The 16286-nt window shown below is 74.1% G+C and carries 1 protein-coding gene; it reads left to right on the forward strand.

The features are described from left to right. Positions 1-55 precede the first annotated feature (55 nt). On the forward strand, positions 56-16276 hold the full coding sequence (locus OG242_RS16265) for an SDR family NAD(P)-dependent oxidoreductase (protein WP_405901629.1): 16221 nt from the start codon (positions 56-58) through the stop codon (positions 16274-16276). Positions 16277-16286 lie beyond the last annotated feature (10 nt).

Here is a 16286-nt window from a genome sequence, read left to right on the forward strand (position 1 = left end):
GACACCCCGTGGCTGGAATGACTCGGGGGATTCGATACGAGCTGGGAGCGTGCAGATGTCCGCGGGCTTCGATCCTGTCGCTGATGACATGTCCGGCGCGGAGGTCCGCCCGGAGGGACGCTCGGAGGTCCGTCCGGGGGAGCACCCCGGGGCCGCCCTGGCCGGCCGGCTCTCCGGGCTTCCGGGGAGCGAGCAGTCCAGGCTCCTGACCGACCTCGTCTGCGAGCAGACCGCGGAGTGCCTGTGCAAGGTGCGCCCCGACAGTGAGCCGGTGGTCGTCGCCCAAACCTCCTTCCGGGAACTGGGGCTTGATTCCATCGCCCTCGTCGACCTGCACGCGCGCATCAACGCGGCGACCGGGCTCGCGCTGCCCGTGACCGCCGCCTTCGACCACCCGAGCCCCGAACTGCTCGCCGACCGCGTCCGTACCGAGCTGCTCGGCACACCCGCCGGGCGGGCAGCCGCCGCACCCGTCGCGGAGCCGGCACCGGCCTTCGACGGTGAGCCCATCGCGGTCGTCGGGATCAGCGGCCGTTTCCCCGGCGGGATCCGTTCGGCCGAGGACCTGTGGAACCTGGTCGACGCGGGTGCGAGCGCCGTCGGTCCGTTCCCCGACAACCGGGGCTGGAACCTGGACGCGCTGTTCGACGAGGACCCCACCGTTCCCGGCACCTGCTACACGCAAACCGGCGGGTTCCTGCACGATGCCGCCGAGTTCGACGCCGAGTTCTTCGGGATCGGCCCGCGCGAGGCGCTGGCCATGGACCCGCAGCAGCGGTTGCTCCTGGAGACGGCCTGGGAGGCGTTGGAGCGTACGGGGATCGACCCGACCTCGCTGCGCGGCAGCCGTACGGGCGTGTTCATCGGCGCCGGTCCCTCCGAGTACGGGCCCCGGGTGCAGGACGCGCCCGAGAACCTGACCGGGTACCTCGTCACCGGTGGCGCGCTCAGTGTCACCTCGGGGCGGGTCGCGTACGCGCTCGGCCTTGAGGGTCCGGCGCTCACCGTCGACACCGCCTGCTCCGGGTCCCTGGTCTCCCTGCACCTCGCCGTCCAGTCGCTGCGCCGGGGCGAGTGCTCGATGGCGCTGGCGGGCGGGGTCACCGTCCTCAGCACGCCCGGCCTGTTCACGGAGTTCAGCCGGCAGCGCGGTCTCGCCCCGGACGGGCACATCAAGGCGTTCGCGGACGGCGCCGACGGGACCTCCTTCGCGGAGGGTGTCGGGCTGCTCGTGGTGGAACGGCTTTCCGACGCGCGGCGCAACGGCCACAAGATCCTCGCCGTCGTCCGGGGTTCGGCCATCAACCAGGACGGCGCGAGCAACGGCCTCACCGCCCCCAGCGGCACCGCCCAGCAGCGCGTCATCGCCCAGGCCCTCGCCGACGCCGGGCTCACCCCCGCCGAGGTGGACGCGGTCGAGGCACACGGCACGGGCACCACCCTCGGCGACCCGATCGAGGCGAGCGCCCTCATCGCCACCTATGGCAAGGACCGGCCCGGGGACCGGCCGCTGTGGCTCGGCTCGGTCAAGTCGAACCTCGGGCACACCCAGGCGGCCGCCGGAGTGGCCGGGCTGATGAAGATGATCATGGCGATGCGGAACGGGGTCCTTCCCCGCACCCTGCACGTCGACACCCCTACCGGCAACGTCGACTGGTCCGCCGGGACCGTGCAACTGCTCACCGAGCCCGTCGCGTGGCCGCAGACGGAGGACCGGCCGCGCCGGGCGGGCGTCTCCGGCTTCGGGATCAGCGGCACCAACGCCCATGTGATCGTGGAGGAACCGCCGGCCGAGGACGAGGGTCCGGTCGCCGGGGAGTCCGTTGCCGGGCCCGTGCTCGTGCCCGTCGGCGCGCGCTCCGAGGACGGGCTGCGCGCCCAGGCCGCCCGGCTGGCGGACTTCCTGGCGGAGCGGGACGAGCTCACCGCCGCCGACCTCGGGCACGCGCTCGGCACCGGCCGCGCCGCACTCGAACACCGCGCCGCCGTCGTCGCGGACGGCCGCGACGAACTGCTCGACAAGCTGCGCGCACTCGGCGAAGGCACCGCCATCACCGACACGCACACGGGCACGCTGCCCGCCGGCCGGCTCGCGTTCCTCTTCACCGGCCAGGGCAGCCAGCGCCTCGCGATGGGCCGCCGCCTGTACGACGCCTTCCCGGTCTTCGCGGACGCTCTCGCCGACGCCATCGGCTGGCTCGACCTGCAGCTCGACCTCTCGCTGTGGGACGTCCTGTTTGCCGAGGAGGGCTCGCGGGAAGCGGCCCTGCTCGACCAGACGCGGTACGCGCAGACCGCGCTGTTCGCCGTCGAGGTCGCCCTGTTCCGCCTCGTCGAGTCGTGGGGCATCCGGCCCGACTTCCTCGCCGGCCACTCCATCGGGGAGATCGCGGCCGCCCATGTCGCCGGGGTGCTGAACCTGGAGGACGCGGCGATCCTCGTCGGCGCCCGGGGCCGGCTGATGCAGGAACTCCCGGCCGGGGGCGCGATGATCGCCGTCCAGGCCACCGAGGAGGAGGTGGCTCCGTTCCTCGGGGAGCGGGTCGCCGTCGCCGCGCTCAACGGGCCCGGCTCCCTCGTGCTCTCCGGTGACGAGGAGGCCACCGTCGCGCTGGCCGAGCGGTTCGCCGCGCAGGGCCGCAAGACCAAGCGGCTCCAGGTCAGCCACGCCTTCCACTCGCCGCTCATGGCGCCGATGCTGGAGGAGTTCCGCCGGATCGCCGGCGTCCTGACCTACTCCGCGCCCCGGATTCCGCTCGTCTCCACCGTCACCGGACGCCTCGCGACCGCCGAGGAGCTGTGCTCGCCGGACTACTGGACCGGTCACGTCAGCAGCGCCGTGCGCTTCGCGGACACCATGGACTGGCTCGTCGGGCAGGGCGGTGCCCGCACCTTCCTGGAGCTGGGCCCGGACGGTGTCCTCAGCGCCCTCGGGCAGGGCTGTCTTCCCGAAGAACGCGAGTCCGACACCTTCTTCGCCCCGCTGCTTCGCGCCGGGAAGGACGAGGTCCGCGAGGCGCTGGGCGCCGCAGGGCTCGCACAGGCCCGGGGCGCGCGCATCGACTGGGACGCCTTGTACGCGGGCCGCGCCACGCGCCGCGTCGAGCTGCCCACGTACGCCTTCCGTACCCGGCGCTACTGGCTGAGCCCCGAGCCGTCCGCCGCCGCCACCGGGCTCGGCCGGCTCGCCTCGCAGCACCCGGTCCTGACCTCGGCCGGCGACCTCGCCGGGACCGGCACCACCGTGCTCACGGGACGCGTGTCGCCGCGTACCCACCCGTGGACCGCCGACCACACGATCGCCGGGGTCACCCTGCTTCCGGGCACGGCCCTGGTCGAACTCGCCCTGCGCGCCGCCACGGAGACCGGCTGCGGGCTCGTCGAGGAGCTGACCCTCCAGGCACCGCTGGTGCTGCCCCTGACGGGTGGGGTGGATCTCCAGGTCGTCGTGGCTCCGGCCGACGCGTCCGGTCGCCGGAGCGTCGAGTGCTTCTCCCGTCCGGACGGTGCGGAAACCTCCGAGGACGCCTGGACCCGGCACGCCACCGGTGTCCTGTCCCCGGCCGCGCCCGCGCCGGACACCGCCGCGCTGTCCGGCGCCTGGCCGCCGGCCGGTGCCGTCCCGCTCGACGTCAGCACCCTGTACGCCGACATGGCCGACGAGGGCTACGGCTACGGGCCCGCCTTCCACGGGGTACGCGCCGCCTGGCTGCTCGACGGAGAGGTGTACGCCGACGTCGAGCTCCCGGAGCACGTACGGGCCGACGCACCCGGCTACGGGCTGCACCCGGCGCTGCTGGACGCCGCCCTGCACCCCGCCGACCACGCCCTCGCCACGGCCGGCAACCGGCCCGAGGGAACCTGGATCCCGTTCTCCTGGAACAGGGCCGTCCTGTACGCGGCCGGGGCGTCCGCCGTGCGCGTACGCATCGCCGCACGCGGTTCCGCCGAGCTGGACGTGACGGTCGCCGACGCGGCCGGCGCCCCCGTCGCCCGCGTCGAGTCCCTGCTGCTGCGCGCCGTCACCGCCGACCAGCTGGCCACCGACCGCTCGGACCCGCTGCTCGCCGTGCGGTGGGACGCGCTGGAACTCCCTTCGGGTGAAGCCGGGTTCGGCGTGTTTGGCGAGGAGCTGGGCGAGGAAGTCCCGCCTGTCGTCGTCCACCGCGTCCTGCCCACCCCGGACGGCGATGTGCCCGCCGCCGTGCGTGCCGTCGTCGCCGACGCGCTCGCCGCCGTACAGGCATGGCTCGCGGACGACCGGTACGCCGGGTCGAAGCTCGCCGTCGTCACGCGGGGCGGGGCCGCTGTACCCGGCACCGATGCGGACCTCGGCCAGGCGCCCGTCTGGGGCCTCGTGCGGTCGGCGGAGGCGGAGAACCCGGGCCGCTTCCTGCTCGTCGACACCGACGACGCGGGTGCGGACCACCTGGGCCGTGCCCTGGCCGCGTCGTCCGAGCCCGAAACGGCGCTGCGCGGCGACCGCTTGTACGTCCCCCGGCTGGCCGCCGTGCCCGTGCTCGACGAGGAGCGCCCCACGCCCTGGGACGCGAACGGCACCGTGCTCCTGACCGGCGGCACGGGCGGTGTCGGCGCCGAACTCGCCCGCCACCTGGTCCGCGAGCACGGCGTACGCCACCTGATCCTCACCAGCAGGCGCGGCACGGACGCCCCCGGCGCCCGCGAACTCCTCGCCGACCTGACCGAGTTGGGCGCGGAGGTCACCGTCAGCGCCACCGATGTCGCGGACCGGGACGCTCTGGCCGCCCTGCTCTCCGCCATTCCGGCAGCGCACCCACTGCGCGCCGTGGTGCACGCGGCGGGCGTCATCGACGACGGCCTGGTCGGCCACCTCACCGCCGAACGGGTCGACACCGTGCTGCGGCCCAAGGTGGACGCCGGCTGGCACCTGCACGAGCTGACGGCGGACCTCGACCTTGCCGCGTTCGTCCTCTTCTCCTCAGCCTCGACCGTTCTGGACGGCGCCGGGCAGGGCAACTACGCCGCCGCCAACCTCTTCCTGGACGCCCTGGCCGCCCGCCGGGCAGCGGCCGGGCAGGTCGTGACCTCGCTCGCGTGGGGGCTGTGGGCCGGGGGTGGCGGGATGGGCGCGACGCTCGACGCCGCCGCGCTGACCCGCATCGAACGCCTCGGCCTGGACTCGCTGTCCTTCGACGAGAACCTCGCCCAGCTCGACAAGGCCCTGGCCACCACCTTCGAGCCGGCCGTGGTCCCCGTACGCGTCAACCAGCGCGCCGTACGCAACCGCACGGACGGCACGCCCACCCTGCTGCGCGCCCTGGTACGTCCCCGTACGGTCCCCGCCGCACAGTCGGCCGGGGCACCCGCTGCCGGGGCCGCTCCGCTCGCGGCGCGACTCGCGGAGCTGGGCGCCGCCGACCGGGTGGCGCACGTCCTGCGGATGGTGCGCACCGAGACGGCCGCTGTCCTCGGCTACCAGAGCGCCGACGAGGTGAGCGCCACCCGCGCCTTCATGGAGACCGGCTTCGACTCGCTGGCCGCCGTGGAGCTGCGCAACCGGCTCGCCGCCGCGACCGGCCTCCGGCTCAGCGCGACCCTGACCTTCGACTACCCCACGGCCACGGCCCTGGCCGAGCACCTGGTGACGAAGCTCGTGGGCGAGGCGACGGCCGCCGGACCGGTGGCGCCGGTGGCGCGTACCGGTGCCACGGACGACGACCCGATCGTCATCGTCTCCATGGCCTGCCGCTACCCGGGCGGCGTGTCCTCGCCCGAGGAGCTGTGGCAGCTCGTCGCCGAGGGCTCCGACGCCATCGGGCCCTTTCCCACCGACCGGGGCTGGGACACCGACCTGTACGACCCGGAGATCGGAAAGCCGGGACGCACGTACTCCACGGAGGGCGCGTTCCTTTACGAAGCCGCCCGGTTCGACCCGGCCTTCTTCGGGATCAGCCCGCGCGAGGCGCAGGCCATGGACCCGCAGCAGCGGCTCCTTCTCGAGGTCGCCTGGGAGACCTTCGAGCGTGCGGGGATCGACCCGCGCTCGGTGAAGGGCAGCTCGACCGGCGTGTTCGCCGGGGTGATGTACCACGACTGGGGCCTGCGGCTGGGTCCGCTTCCCGACGACGTGGCCGGCTACCACGGCAACGGCAGCCTCGCGAGCGTGGTGTCCGGTCGGGTCGCCTACACGCTGGGGCTCGAGGGGCCGGCGGTCAGTGTGGACACGGCGTGCTCGTCGTCGCTGGTCGCGCTGCACATGGCGGCCCGTGCGCTGCGTGCGGGTGAGTGCTCACTCGCCCTCGCCGGCGGTGTGACGATCATGTCCACGCCCGACACCTTCCTCGACATGGCCCGCCAGCGCGGCCTCTCCTCGGACGGCCGCTGCAAGTCCTTCGGCGCGGGCGCGGACGGTACGGGGTGGGGCGAGGGCGCGGGTGTGCTGCTCCTGGAGCGGCTGTCCGACGCGCGGCGCAACGGCCACCGCGTGCTCGCCGTGGTCCGTGGCTCCGCGCTCAACCAGGACGGCGCGAGCAACGGCCTCACCGCTCCGAACGGCCCTGCCCAGCAGCGCGTCATCCGTGGCGCGCTGGCCAACGCCGGTCTGTCGGCCGCCGAGGTCGACGTCGTGGAGGCGCACGGCACGGGCACCCGGCTCGGTGACCCCATCGAGGCGCAGGCGCTCCTGGAGACCTACGGACGGGAGCGGCCCGAGGGACAGCCGCTGTGGCTGGGGTCCATCAAGTCGAACATGGGTCACACGCAGGCCGCCGCCGGTGTCGCGGGGATCATCAAGATGGTCATGGCCATGCGCCATGGCGTGCTTCCCAAGTCCCTGTACGCGGAAACCCCGTCGGACCAGGTGGACTGGTCCGCCGGTGACGTGGAACTGCTCACGGAGGCCCGGGAGTGGGCGCCGACGGGCCGCCCGAGGCGCGCGGGCATCTCGTCCTTCGGTATCAGCGGGACGAACGCGCACGTGATCATCGAGGAGGCGCAGGAGGAGGCGACGGCGGCGACGGCCGGCGAGGCCCCCGTGCTGCTCGCCTGGCCGGTCTCGGGTGCCACCCCGGAGGCGCTGAGGGCCCAGGCCGAGCGCCTGCACGACGGGATGGCCCGCCTCTCCGACGAGGACCTGGCCGCCGCCTCCCTCACCCTGGCCACCGGCCGTGCAGCCCTGGAGCACCGCGCGCTCGCGCTGGGCGCCGACCGTGCGGAACTCGCCGGTGCGCTGGAGCTGCTGGCCGGTGCGGACAGCGTGCAGGAGGCGAAGACGGCGTTCCTGTTCACGGGGCAGGGGGCGCAGCGGCTGGGTATGGGGCGTGAACTGTACGACGCGTTCCCGGTGTTCGCGGAAGCGTTTGACGCGGTGTGTGCGGAGGTAGACACGCACCTTGATCGTGGGTTGCGTGAGGTGGTGTGGGGGGAGGACGCGGAGGCTCTGAACAGCACTGCGTTCACTCAGCCTGCGCTGTTCGCTTTCGAGGTGGCGTTGTTCCGGCTGGTGGAGGCGTGGGGCGTCAAGCCGGATGTCGTGGTCGGTCACTCGATCGGTGAGCTGGCTGCCGCGCACGTTGCCGGGGTGCTCTCTCTCGTGGACGCCGCGAAGCTTGTGGTCGCGCGCGGTCGTCTGATGCAGGCGCTTCCCACCGGCGGGGCGATGGTTGCCGTGCAGGCCAGTGAGGAAGAGGTTCTGCCGCTGCTGACCGATGGGGTGTCCATCGCAGCGGTGAACGGACCGCGTTCCGTGGTCGTTTCAGGTGTGGAGCACGAGGCGCTGGCCGTGGGCGAGCACTTCGCGGCTGCCGGCCGGAAGACGAGCCGCCTTCCCGTCTCGCACGCGTTCCATTCCTCGCTGATGGACCCGATGCTCGACGACTTCCGGGCCACAACCAGCGGGTTGACGTTCAACGAGCCGAGCGTCCCGGTCGTCTCCACGGTGACCGGCGCGCTGTCCGCCGATTGGCAGTCCCCGGACTACTGGGTCGACCAGGTACGTCAGGCGGTCCGTTTCGCGGACGCCGTGGTCGCCGTCGAGGCCTTCGGTGCTCGTACGTTCGTCGAGATCGGCCCGGACGCGGTCCTGACCGCCCTCGGCGCGGGCTCGGTCACCGACGACACCACAGCCTTCATCCCCCTCGTACGCAAGGACCGCGACGAGGCCCGCGAGGCCCTGAGCGGCCTCGGGGCGGCGTGGGCGCGGGGTGCCGAGGTGGACTGGGGCGCGCTCCTGGGCGCGACCGGACGCCTCGTCGACCTGCCCACGTACGCCTTCCAGCGCAAGCGCTACTGGCTCGACGTCACCGCGAAGACGGGTGATGTGGGGTCGGCCGGGCTGGATGCCGTGGAGCACCCGGTGCTCAGCGCCGCCGTGTTCGCGCCCGAGTCGGGGTCGGTCGTCCTCACCGGCCGGCTCTCGGCCGCCGGGCAGCCCTGGGTGGCGGACCACGGGGTGCACGGGGCGGTCCTGCTGCCCGGTACCGGGTTCGTCGAGCTGGCCGTGCGCCTCGGGGACCAGGTCGGCTGCGACCTGCTGGAGGAACTGACCCTGGAGGCGCCGCTCGTCCTCCCCGAGCACGGTGGCGCGTCCCTGCGCGTCGCCGCCGGTGCCCCCGACGCCTCGGGCCGCCGCCCCCTGCACATCCACTCGCGCCTCGACGGCGCACCCGAGGACGCCTGGACCCGGCACGCCACCGGCTTCCTCGCCACCGGCGCACCGCCCGAGGTGCCCGGCGCCGACCTCACGCAGTGGCCGCCGCGCGGCGCCACCCCCGTGGAGGTCGAGGGCGCGTACGCGCGGTTGAGTGAGCGCGGTTACGGGTACGGCCCCGCGTTCCAGGGGCTGACGGCGGCCTGGCGGCGCGGCGACGAGCTGTTCGCGGAGGTCGCGCTGCCCGAGTCCGTACGTGCGGAGGCCGCCGGCTACGGGCTGCACCCGGCGCTCCTGGACACCGCCATGCATGTGGACGTCCTGGTGGACCAGGGCGAGGGCGGCACCGAGGCCCTGCTGCCGTTCGCCTGGAGCGGGGTGTCCCTGCACGCGACGGGCGCAGCCGCGCTGCGGGTGTACGTGCGGCGCATCCGGGGCGCGGAGGAGTCGGCGATGGTCGTCGCCGACGAGACCGGCAGCCCCGTGATGACCGTGTCGTCGCTGATCTGCCGCCCGGTCTCCGCCGACCAGCTCGCTCCGGCGGACGGGCCCCTGTCGGACGCCCTGCACCACATCGAGTGGACGCCGCTCCGGCAGCCGGCCGAGCCGCTTCCGTCGTCGGCCGCCGTGCTCGACGAGTACGGGTTCGCGATCCTCTGCGAGCCGTCGGCCGTCGTGCTGGCCTGCCGCCCCACCCCGGGCGGCTGGCCGGTGCCGGAGGCCACCCGCACCACCACCTCGTACGTGCTCGACCTGCTGCAGTCCTGGCTGACCGACGAGCGGTTCGAGTCCACCACCCTGGTCGTCGTGACCCGGGGTGCCGTGACCACCGACCGGACCACCGCCCCCGACCTGACCCAGGCCCCCGTGTGGGGGATCGTCCGGGCGGCCCAGGCGGAGAACCCGGGCCGGATCGTCCTGCTGGACGTGGACCCGGGCGACGACCTGGACGCGGAGGACTTCCCGTCCGTCGCCGGTGCCGCCCTCGCCCAGGGGGAGCCCGAACTCGCCCGGCGCGACGCCCGCTTCCTCATCCCCCGGCTCGTCCGGACCGCCGTGCCCGAGGCCGACGCGCCCTGGGACGGCGAGCGGACCGTCCTGGTCACCGGTGGCACGGGAGGACTCGGCGCACGGGTCGCCCAGCACCTCGTCGAGCGCCACGGCGTCCGCCACCTGGTGCTCACCAGCCGCAGGGGCCTCGACGCGCCCGGCGCGGCCGAGCTGCGCGACCGGCTCCTGGAGGCGGGGGCGGCGGATGTCCGGATCGCCGCCTGCGATGTTTCGGACCGGGAAGCGCTGGCCGGTGTCCTCGACGCCGTGCCGCAGGCGCACCCGCTGGGCGGGGTCGTGCACGCGGCCGGCGTGGTCGACCCGGGCCTGATCGGGGCGCTCACGCCGGAGAGCCTGGACACCGTGCTGCGGCCCAAGGCGGACGCGGCGTGGCACCTGCACGAGCTCACGGCGGGCCTGGACCTGTCGGCGTTCGTGATGTTCTCCTCCGCCGGAGGGCTCGTCCTTCCCGCCGGGCAGGGCAACTATGCGGCGGCCAACGTGTTCCTGGACGCCCTCGCCGCCCACCGGCACACCCTCGGACTGCCCGCCACCTCACTCGCGTACGGGCTGTGGGCCGTGAACACCGGGCTCGGCGGCGAACTCACCGACGCCGACGTCGAGAAGATGAACCGGCTCGGGCTGCCCGCCCTGCCCGCCGACCGGGGCATCGCCCTGTTCGACGAGGGGCTGCGCACCCGGCACGCCCTGGTCGCACCGCTCCTCGTGGACGCGACGGCCCTGCACGCACGCGGCTCCGACGTGCCGCCGCTGCTGCGGTCCGCCGCGGCCGCCGCCGCCCGGCCCGCGCTCCGCCGTACGGCAGCCGCCGCACCGGCCGTCGACACGCTGGCCCGCCGGCTGTCGTCCCTCACCGCCGACGAGCGCGCCCGGACACTGCGCGAGCTGGTGGCCGGGCAGGTCGCGGCGGTCCTGGGCCATGAGTCCGCGGACACCGTCGGCATCGACCGCGCGTTCAAGGAGCTCGGTTTCGACTCGCTGGCTGCGGTGGAACTGCGTAACGCGCTCAACGCCGCCACCGGCCTCCGGCTGCCCGTCACGCTCGTCTTCGACTACCCGAACACCCGGGCCGTCGCGGACTACCTGGACGGCGAACTCGGCGGTGCGCAGGGAGAGACGGCCGCCGAGGCGGTGCCGGTGAGCGCGCTCTCCGATGACGAGCCCATCGCGATCGTCGGCATCAGCTGCCGGTTCCCCGGCGGGGTCCGCAACGCCGGGGACCTGTGGAAGCTGGTCGCCGAGGGGCGCGACGCCGTCGCCGGTTTCCCCGCCGACCGAGGGTGGGACACGGACGGCATCTACGACCCCGAGCCCGGCCTGCATGGGAAGACCTACGCGCGGGAAGGCGGCTTCCTCTACGACGCCGCCGAGTTCGATCCGGCGTTCTTCGGGATCAGCCCGCGTGAGGCCGTCGCCATGGACCCGCAGCAGCGGCTGCTGCTCCAGTCGGCGTGGGAGGCGTTCGAGGACGCGGGCATCGACCCGACGGCCATGCGCGGCAGCCAGACCGGGGTCTACGCCGGGGTGATGTACCACGACTACGCCTCGCGCCTCCAGCACATCCCCGACGACGTCGCCGGCTACCTCGGCAACGGCACCGCGGCCTCGATCCTCACCGGCCGGGTCGCCTACACCCTGGGCCTGGAAGGGCCCGCCGTCAGCGTGGACACGGCGTGCTCCTCGTCGCTGGTCGCCCTGCACATGGCCTGCCAGGCGCTGCGGCGCGGCGAGGTTGGCATGGCGCTCGCGGGCGGTGTCACCGTGATGTCGACGCCCGAGATCTACGTGGAGTTCGCGCAGCAGCGCGGGCTCGCCGCCGACGGCCGCTGCAAGGCGTTCGCGGGCGGCGCCGACGGCACGGGCTGGGCGGAAGGCGTCGGCCTGCTCCTCGTCGAGCGGCTGTCCGACGCGGAGCGCCTCGGCCACGACGTCCTCGCCGTCATCCGGGGCTCCGCCATCAACCAGGACGGCGCGAGCAACGGGCTCACCGCCCCGAACGGCCCCTCGCAGCAGCGCGTCATCCAGCGCGCCCTGGCCGCGAGCGGCCTCACGACCGCCGATGTGGACCTCGTGGAGGGCCACGGCACCGGCACCCGGCTCGGCGACCCGATCGAGGCGCAGGCCCTTCTTGCCACCTACGGCCAGGGGCGGACCGCCGAGGACCCGGTGTGGCTCGGCTCCATCAAGTCGAACATCGGCCACGCCCAGGCGGCGGCCGGCGTCAGCGGAGTCATCAAGTCCGTCATGGCCCTGCGCAACGGCCTGATGCCCAAGACCCTGCACGTCGACGAGCCCTCGCCCGAGGTGGACTGGGAGGCCGGACACGTACGGCTGCTGACCGAGGCCCGGCCGTGGCCGCGCCGCGAGGGCCGGCCGCGCCGCGCGACCGTCTCCTCCTTCGGGCTCAGCGGGACGAACGCCCACCTGATCGTGGAGGAGGCGCCGCAGCCGGTCCGCCCGGCGGAGGAGCCGCGACCGGACCTGGTCCGGGCGGTGCCTCTGTTGCTGTCCGGGTCGGACCCCGAGGCCCCCGCCCGCCAGGCCGCCGCTCTCCGCGACTGCCTGCTCGCAGCCCCTGAACTGGACCTCCGCGACATCGCCCACACCCTGGCCGCCGGCCGGGCGGATCTTGAGCACCGAGGCGTGGTCCTGGCCACGGACAGGGAGAGCGCGCTGCGTGAGCTGGGTGCCTTCGTGGGTGGTGAGGGTGTTCGGGGTGCGGTGACCAAGGGGAAGACGGCGTTCCTGTTCACGGGGCAGGGGGCTCAGCGGCTGGGGATGGGGCGTGAGTTGTATGCGGCCTTTCCGGTGTTCGCGGGGGCGTTTGACGCGGTGTGTGCGGAGGTGGACGCGCACCTTGATCGTGGGTTGCGTGAGGTGGTGTGGGGGGAAGAGGCGGAGGCGCTCAACGCGACTTCGTACACCCAGCCTGCGCTGTTCGCCTTCGAGGTGGCGCTGTTCCGGCTGGTGGAGGCGTGGGGCGTCAAGCCCGACGTCGTGGTCGGTCACTCGATCGGTGAGCTGGCCGCCGCGCACATCGCCGGGGTGCTCTCTCTTGCGGACGCGGCCAAGTTGGTCGTCGCCCGGGGTCGTCTCATGCAGGCCCTTCCGGCCGGTGGCGCGATGGTCGCGGTGCAGGCGACCGAGGAAGAGGTGCTTCCGCTCCTCACGGACGGGGTAGGCGTCGCAGCCGTCAACGGTCCTCGATCCGTGGTCGTTTCGGGGTTGGCGGACGAGGTGGTGGGCATCGGCGAGCACTTCTCGGCTCTGGGCCGGAAGACCAGTCGTCTTTCCGTCTCGCACGCGTTCCATTCCTCGCTGATGGACCCGATGCTGGATGCCTTCCGGGCGGTAGCTTCGCAGTTGACCTTCAACGAGCCGAGCGTCCCGGTCGTCTCCACGGTGACCGGCGCGCTGTCCGCCGATTGGCAGTCCCCGGACTACTGGGTCGACCAGGTACGTCAGGCCGTCCGTTTCGCGGACGCCGTGGTCGCCGTCGAGGCCTTCGGTGCTCGTACGTTCGTCGAGATCGGCCCGGACGCGGTCCTTACCGCCCTCGGCGCGGGCTCGGTCACCGACGACACCACAGCCTTCATCCCCCTCGTACGCAAGGACCGCGACGAGGCCCGCGAGGCCCTGTCCGGTGTCGGTGCGGTCTGGGCGCGGGGTGGGGACGTGGATTGGGAGGCGGTCCACGCGGGTACGGAGGCGCGCAAGGTCGCCCTTCCCACGTACCCCTTCCTCCGCACCCGCTACTGGCTCGACGCGCCCGCAGCCGTCGGGGACGCGGCCGGGCTCGGCCAGCTGCCCGCCGGGCACCCGCTGCTCAGCGCGGTGGTCGTCTCGGCGGAGACCGGGGCCCCGGTGCTCACCGGCCGGCTGTCCGTCGCCACGCATCCGTGGCTCGCGGACCACGCCGTGCACGGCAGCGTGCTGCTGCCCGGCACCGCGTACATCGAGATGGCGCTGAGGGCCGGGCACGAGGCCGGGTGCGCGCAGCTGGAGGAGCTGACGCAGGAGACGCCGCTGCTGCTGCCGGCCAAGGGCGGCGTCGCCGTCCAGGTCACCGTGGGCGAGGCGGACGAGGCGGGGCGACGCGATGTCGTCGTGTACTCGCGCGCCGAGGAGCTGCCGGCCGACGCGCCATGGACCCGTAACGCCCGGGGTGTGCTGGCCGTCGAGCCCGCGCCCGTCGTACCGGACCTGGAGTCCTGGCCGCCGGCCGGGGCGCGGGCGGTGGACGTCAGCGGGATGTACGAGGACCTGGCCGGGCTCGGGTACGGGTACGGGCCGGTGTTCCAGGGGCTCACGGCCGCCTGGCGGCGCGGGGACGAGCTGTTCGCGGAGATCGGACTGCCCGAGCACGCCCGCACCGAGGCCGCGGCGTTCGCCCTGCATCCGGCGCTGCTCGACGCGGCGCTGCACGTGGAGCGCGTCTTCGACGGGGACCACGAAGGACCCGTCCGGGCGGCCCTGCCGTTCGCCTGGAACGGGGTCACCCTGCACGCCACCGGCGCCACCGCCCTGCGCGTACGGCTGACGAAGCCGGGCCCGGACGCCGTCGCGCTGCGGATCACCGCACCGACCGGCGAGCCCGTGGCCACCGTCGAGTCGCTGGTGGTGCGCGAGGTGTCCGCCGCCCAGCTGTCGGGCGACGGGAACGCCGAGGGCGCCGAGCTGTTCCGTATCGACTGGCAGGCACCGCAGTCCGGCGGAACGGTCGGCGGCACCGAGGACTGGCTGGTCGTCGGCAGCGCGCTGCCGGGCATCCGGTCGGTTCCCACACTCACCGACGCCCTGGCGGAGCCCGGGGTTCCGGGCACGGTGCTGCTGACCGCGCCGGACGTCTCCGATGTCTTCGGCACCACGGGCGGTGTGCCCGAACAGGTCCGTACGTCCGTCGGGCGGCTCCTCGACACGCTCGGCCAGTGGCTGTCCGAGGCCCGGTTCGCGGACACGCGGCTGGTGCTCGTCACCCGCAACAGCGTCGTCGCGGGCGACGGGGACGAGGTGGACTGCGTACAGGCACCGCTGTGGGGGGTGCTGCGCGCGGCGCAGGCCGAGAACCCGGGACGGTTCACCGTCGTCGACCTCGACGCGGCGCCCGAGTCCCGGACGGCCCTGCCCACCGCCCTGGCAACGGCCGAGACCGAGATCGCCGTACGCGGCGGCAAGGTCCTGGTCCCCCGCTACGCCCCCGCCACGGGTGGCGGCGCGGCGACCGTGTGGCGCGAGGACGGCACCGTACTGATCACCGGCGGCACCGGTCTGCTGGGTTCGGTGCTGGCCCGGCACCTGGTCGCCGAGCAGGGAGTGCGCCACCTGGTCCTCACCAGCCGGCGCGGCACGGACGCGCCGGGCGCCGCGCAGCTGCACGCCGAACTCACCGGGGCCGGTGCGGAATCGGTGCGGATCGTCGCCGTGGACGCCGCCGACCGGTACGCGCTCGCCGCACTGCTCGACGACATCCCGGACGGGCACCCGCTGACCGGGGTCGTGCACGCGGCCGGGGTCATGGACAACGCGCTGGTCGGGGCGGTCACCCTGGAGCAGGTCGGCAAGGTGCTGCGGCCCAAGGTGGACGCCGCCTGGCACCTGCACGAGCTGACCCGGAACCTGGATCTGACGGCGTTCGTCCTGTACTCCTCGGCGGGCGGCCAGATCCTTCCCGCCGGACAGGCCACCTACGCGGCGGCCAACGTCTTCCTCGACGCACTCGCTGCCGAGCGCAAGGCCGCCGGGCTCGCCGCGACCTCGCTCGCGTGGGGTTTGTGGGAGGGCACGGTCGGGGAAGGACCCGAACTCACCGACGCGGACCTGCGCCGCATGGGCCGCTCCGGGGTCCTGGAGCTGTCGTTCCCCGACGGGCTCGCGCTGTTCGACGCGGCGATGGCCCAGGACGCGGCGCTGCTCGCACCGGTCAGGCTCGACCGGGCCGCCCTGAGTGAACGGGCCGACGAGATCCCGGCGCTGCTGCGCGGCCTGGCCGGAGTGCCCGCCCGCAAGGGGCCCAGGCCCGCCGCCGTACCGGCCGCCGGTGCGGGCGCCAGCGGGGGCTCCCTCGTACGCGCCAAGCTGGCCGGTCTGCCCACCGGGGCCGAGCAGGACCGGTATCTGGAGGAGCTGGTACGCGGCCACGCCGCCGCCGTGCTCGGCCACGGCGATCCGGCCGGGGTCGCCGCCGACCGGGGCTTCACCGAACTGGGCCTCGACTCCCTCGGCGCGATCGAGCTGCGCAACCGGCTCCAGAAGGCGACCGGGCTGCGGCTGCCCGCCACTCTGATGTTCGACTACCCCAACTCGGCCGCGCTGGCCGGATTCCTGCGCGAGGGCTTGGCACCCGAGCCGGCGGCGGACACCGACGGCATCGACGACGAGGCCGTCCGGCGTGCCCTGCTGTCGATCCCGACCGCCCGGCTGCGCGAGGCGGGGCTGCTCGACACGCTGCTCGGCCTGGCGGGGACCGAACCCGGCCCGGCCGCCGAGGCCACGACCGAAGAACCGGGGCAGGCCATCGAGGAGATGGCCGTGGACGACCTCGTACGAGCCGCCCTGGCCGGCGGCGAACTCAGCTGATCCCGACGCT

This window comes from Streptomyces sp. NBC_00727 (genome assembly GCF_045161745.1).
Lineage (GTDB): Bacteria > Actinomycetota > Actinomycetes > Streptomycetales > Streptomycetaceae > Streptomyces.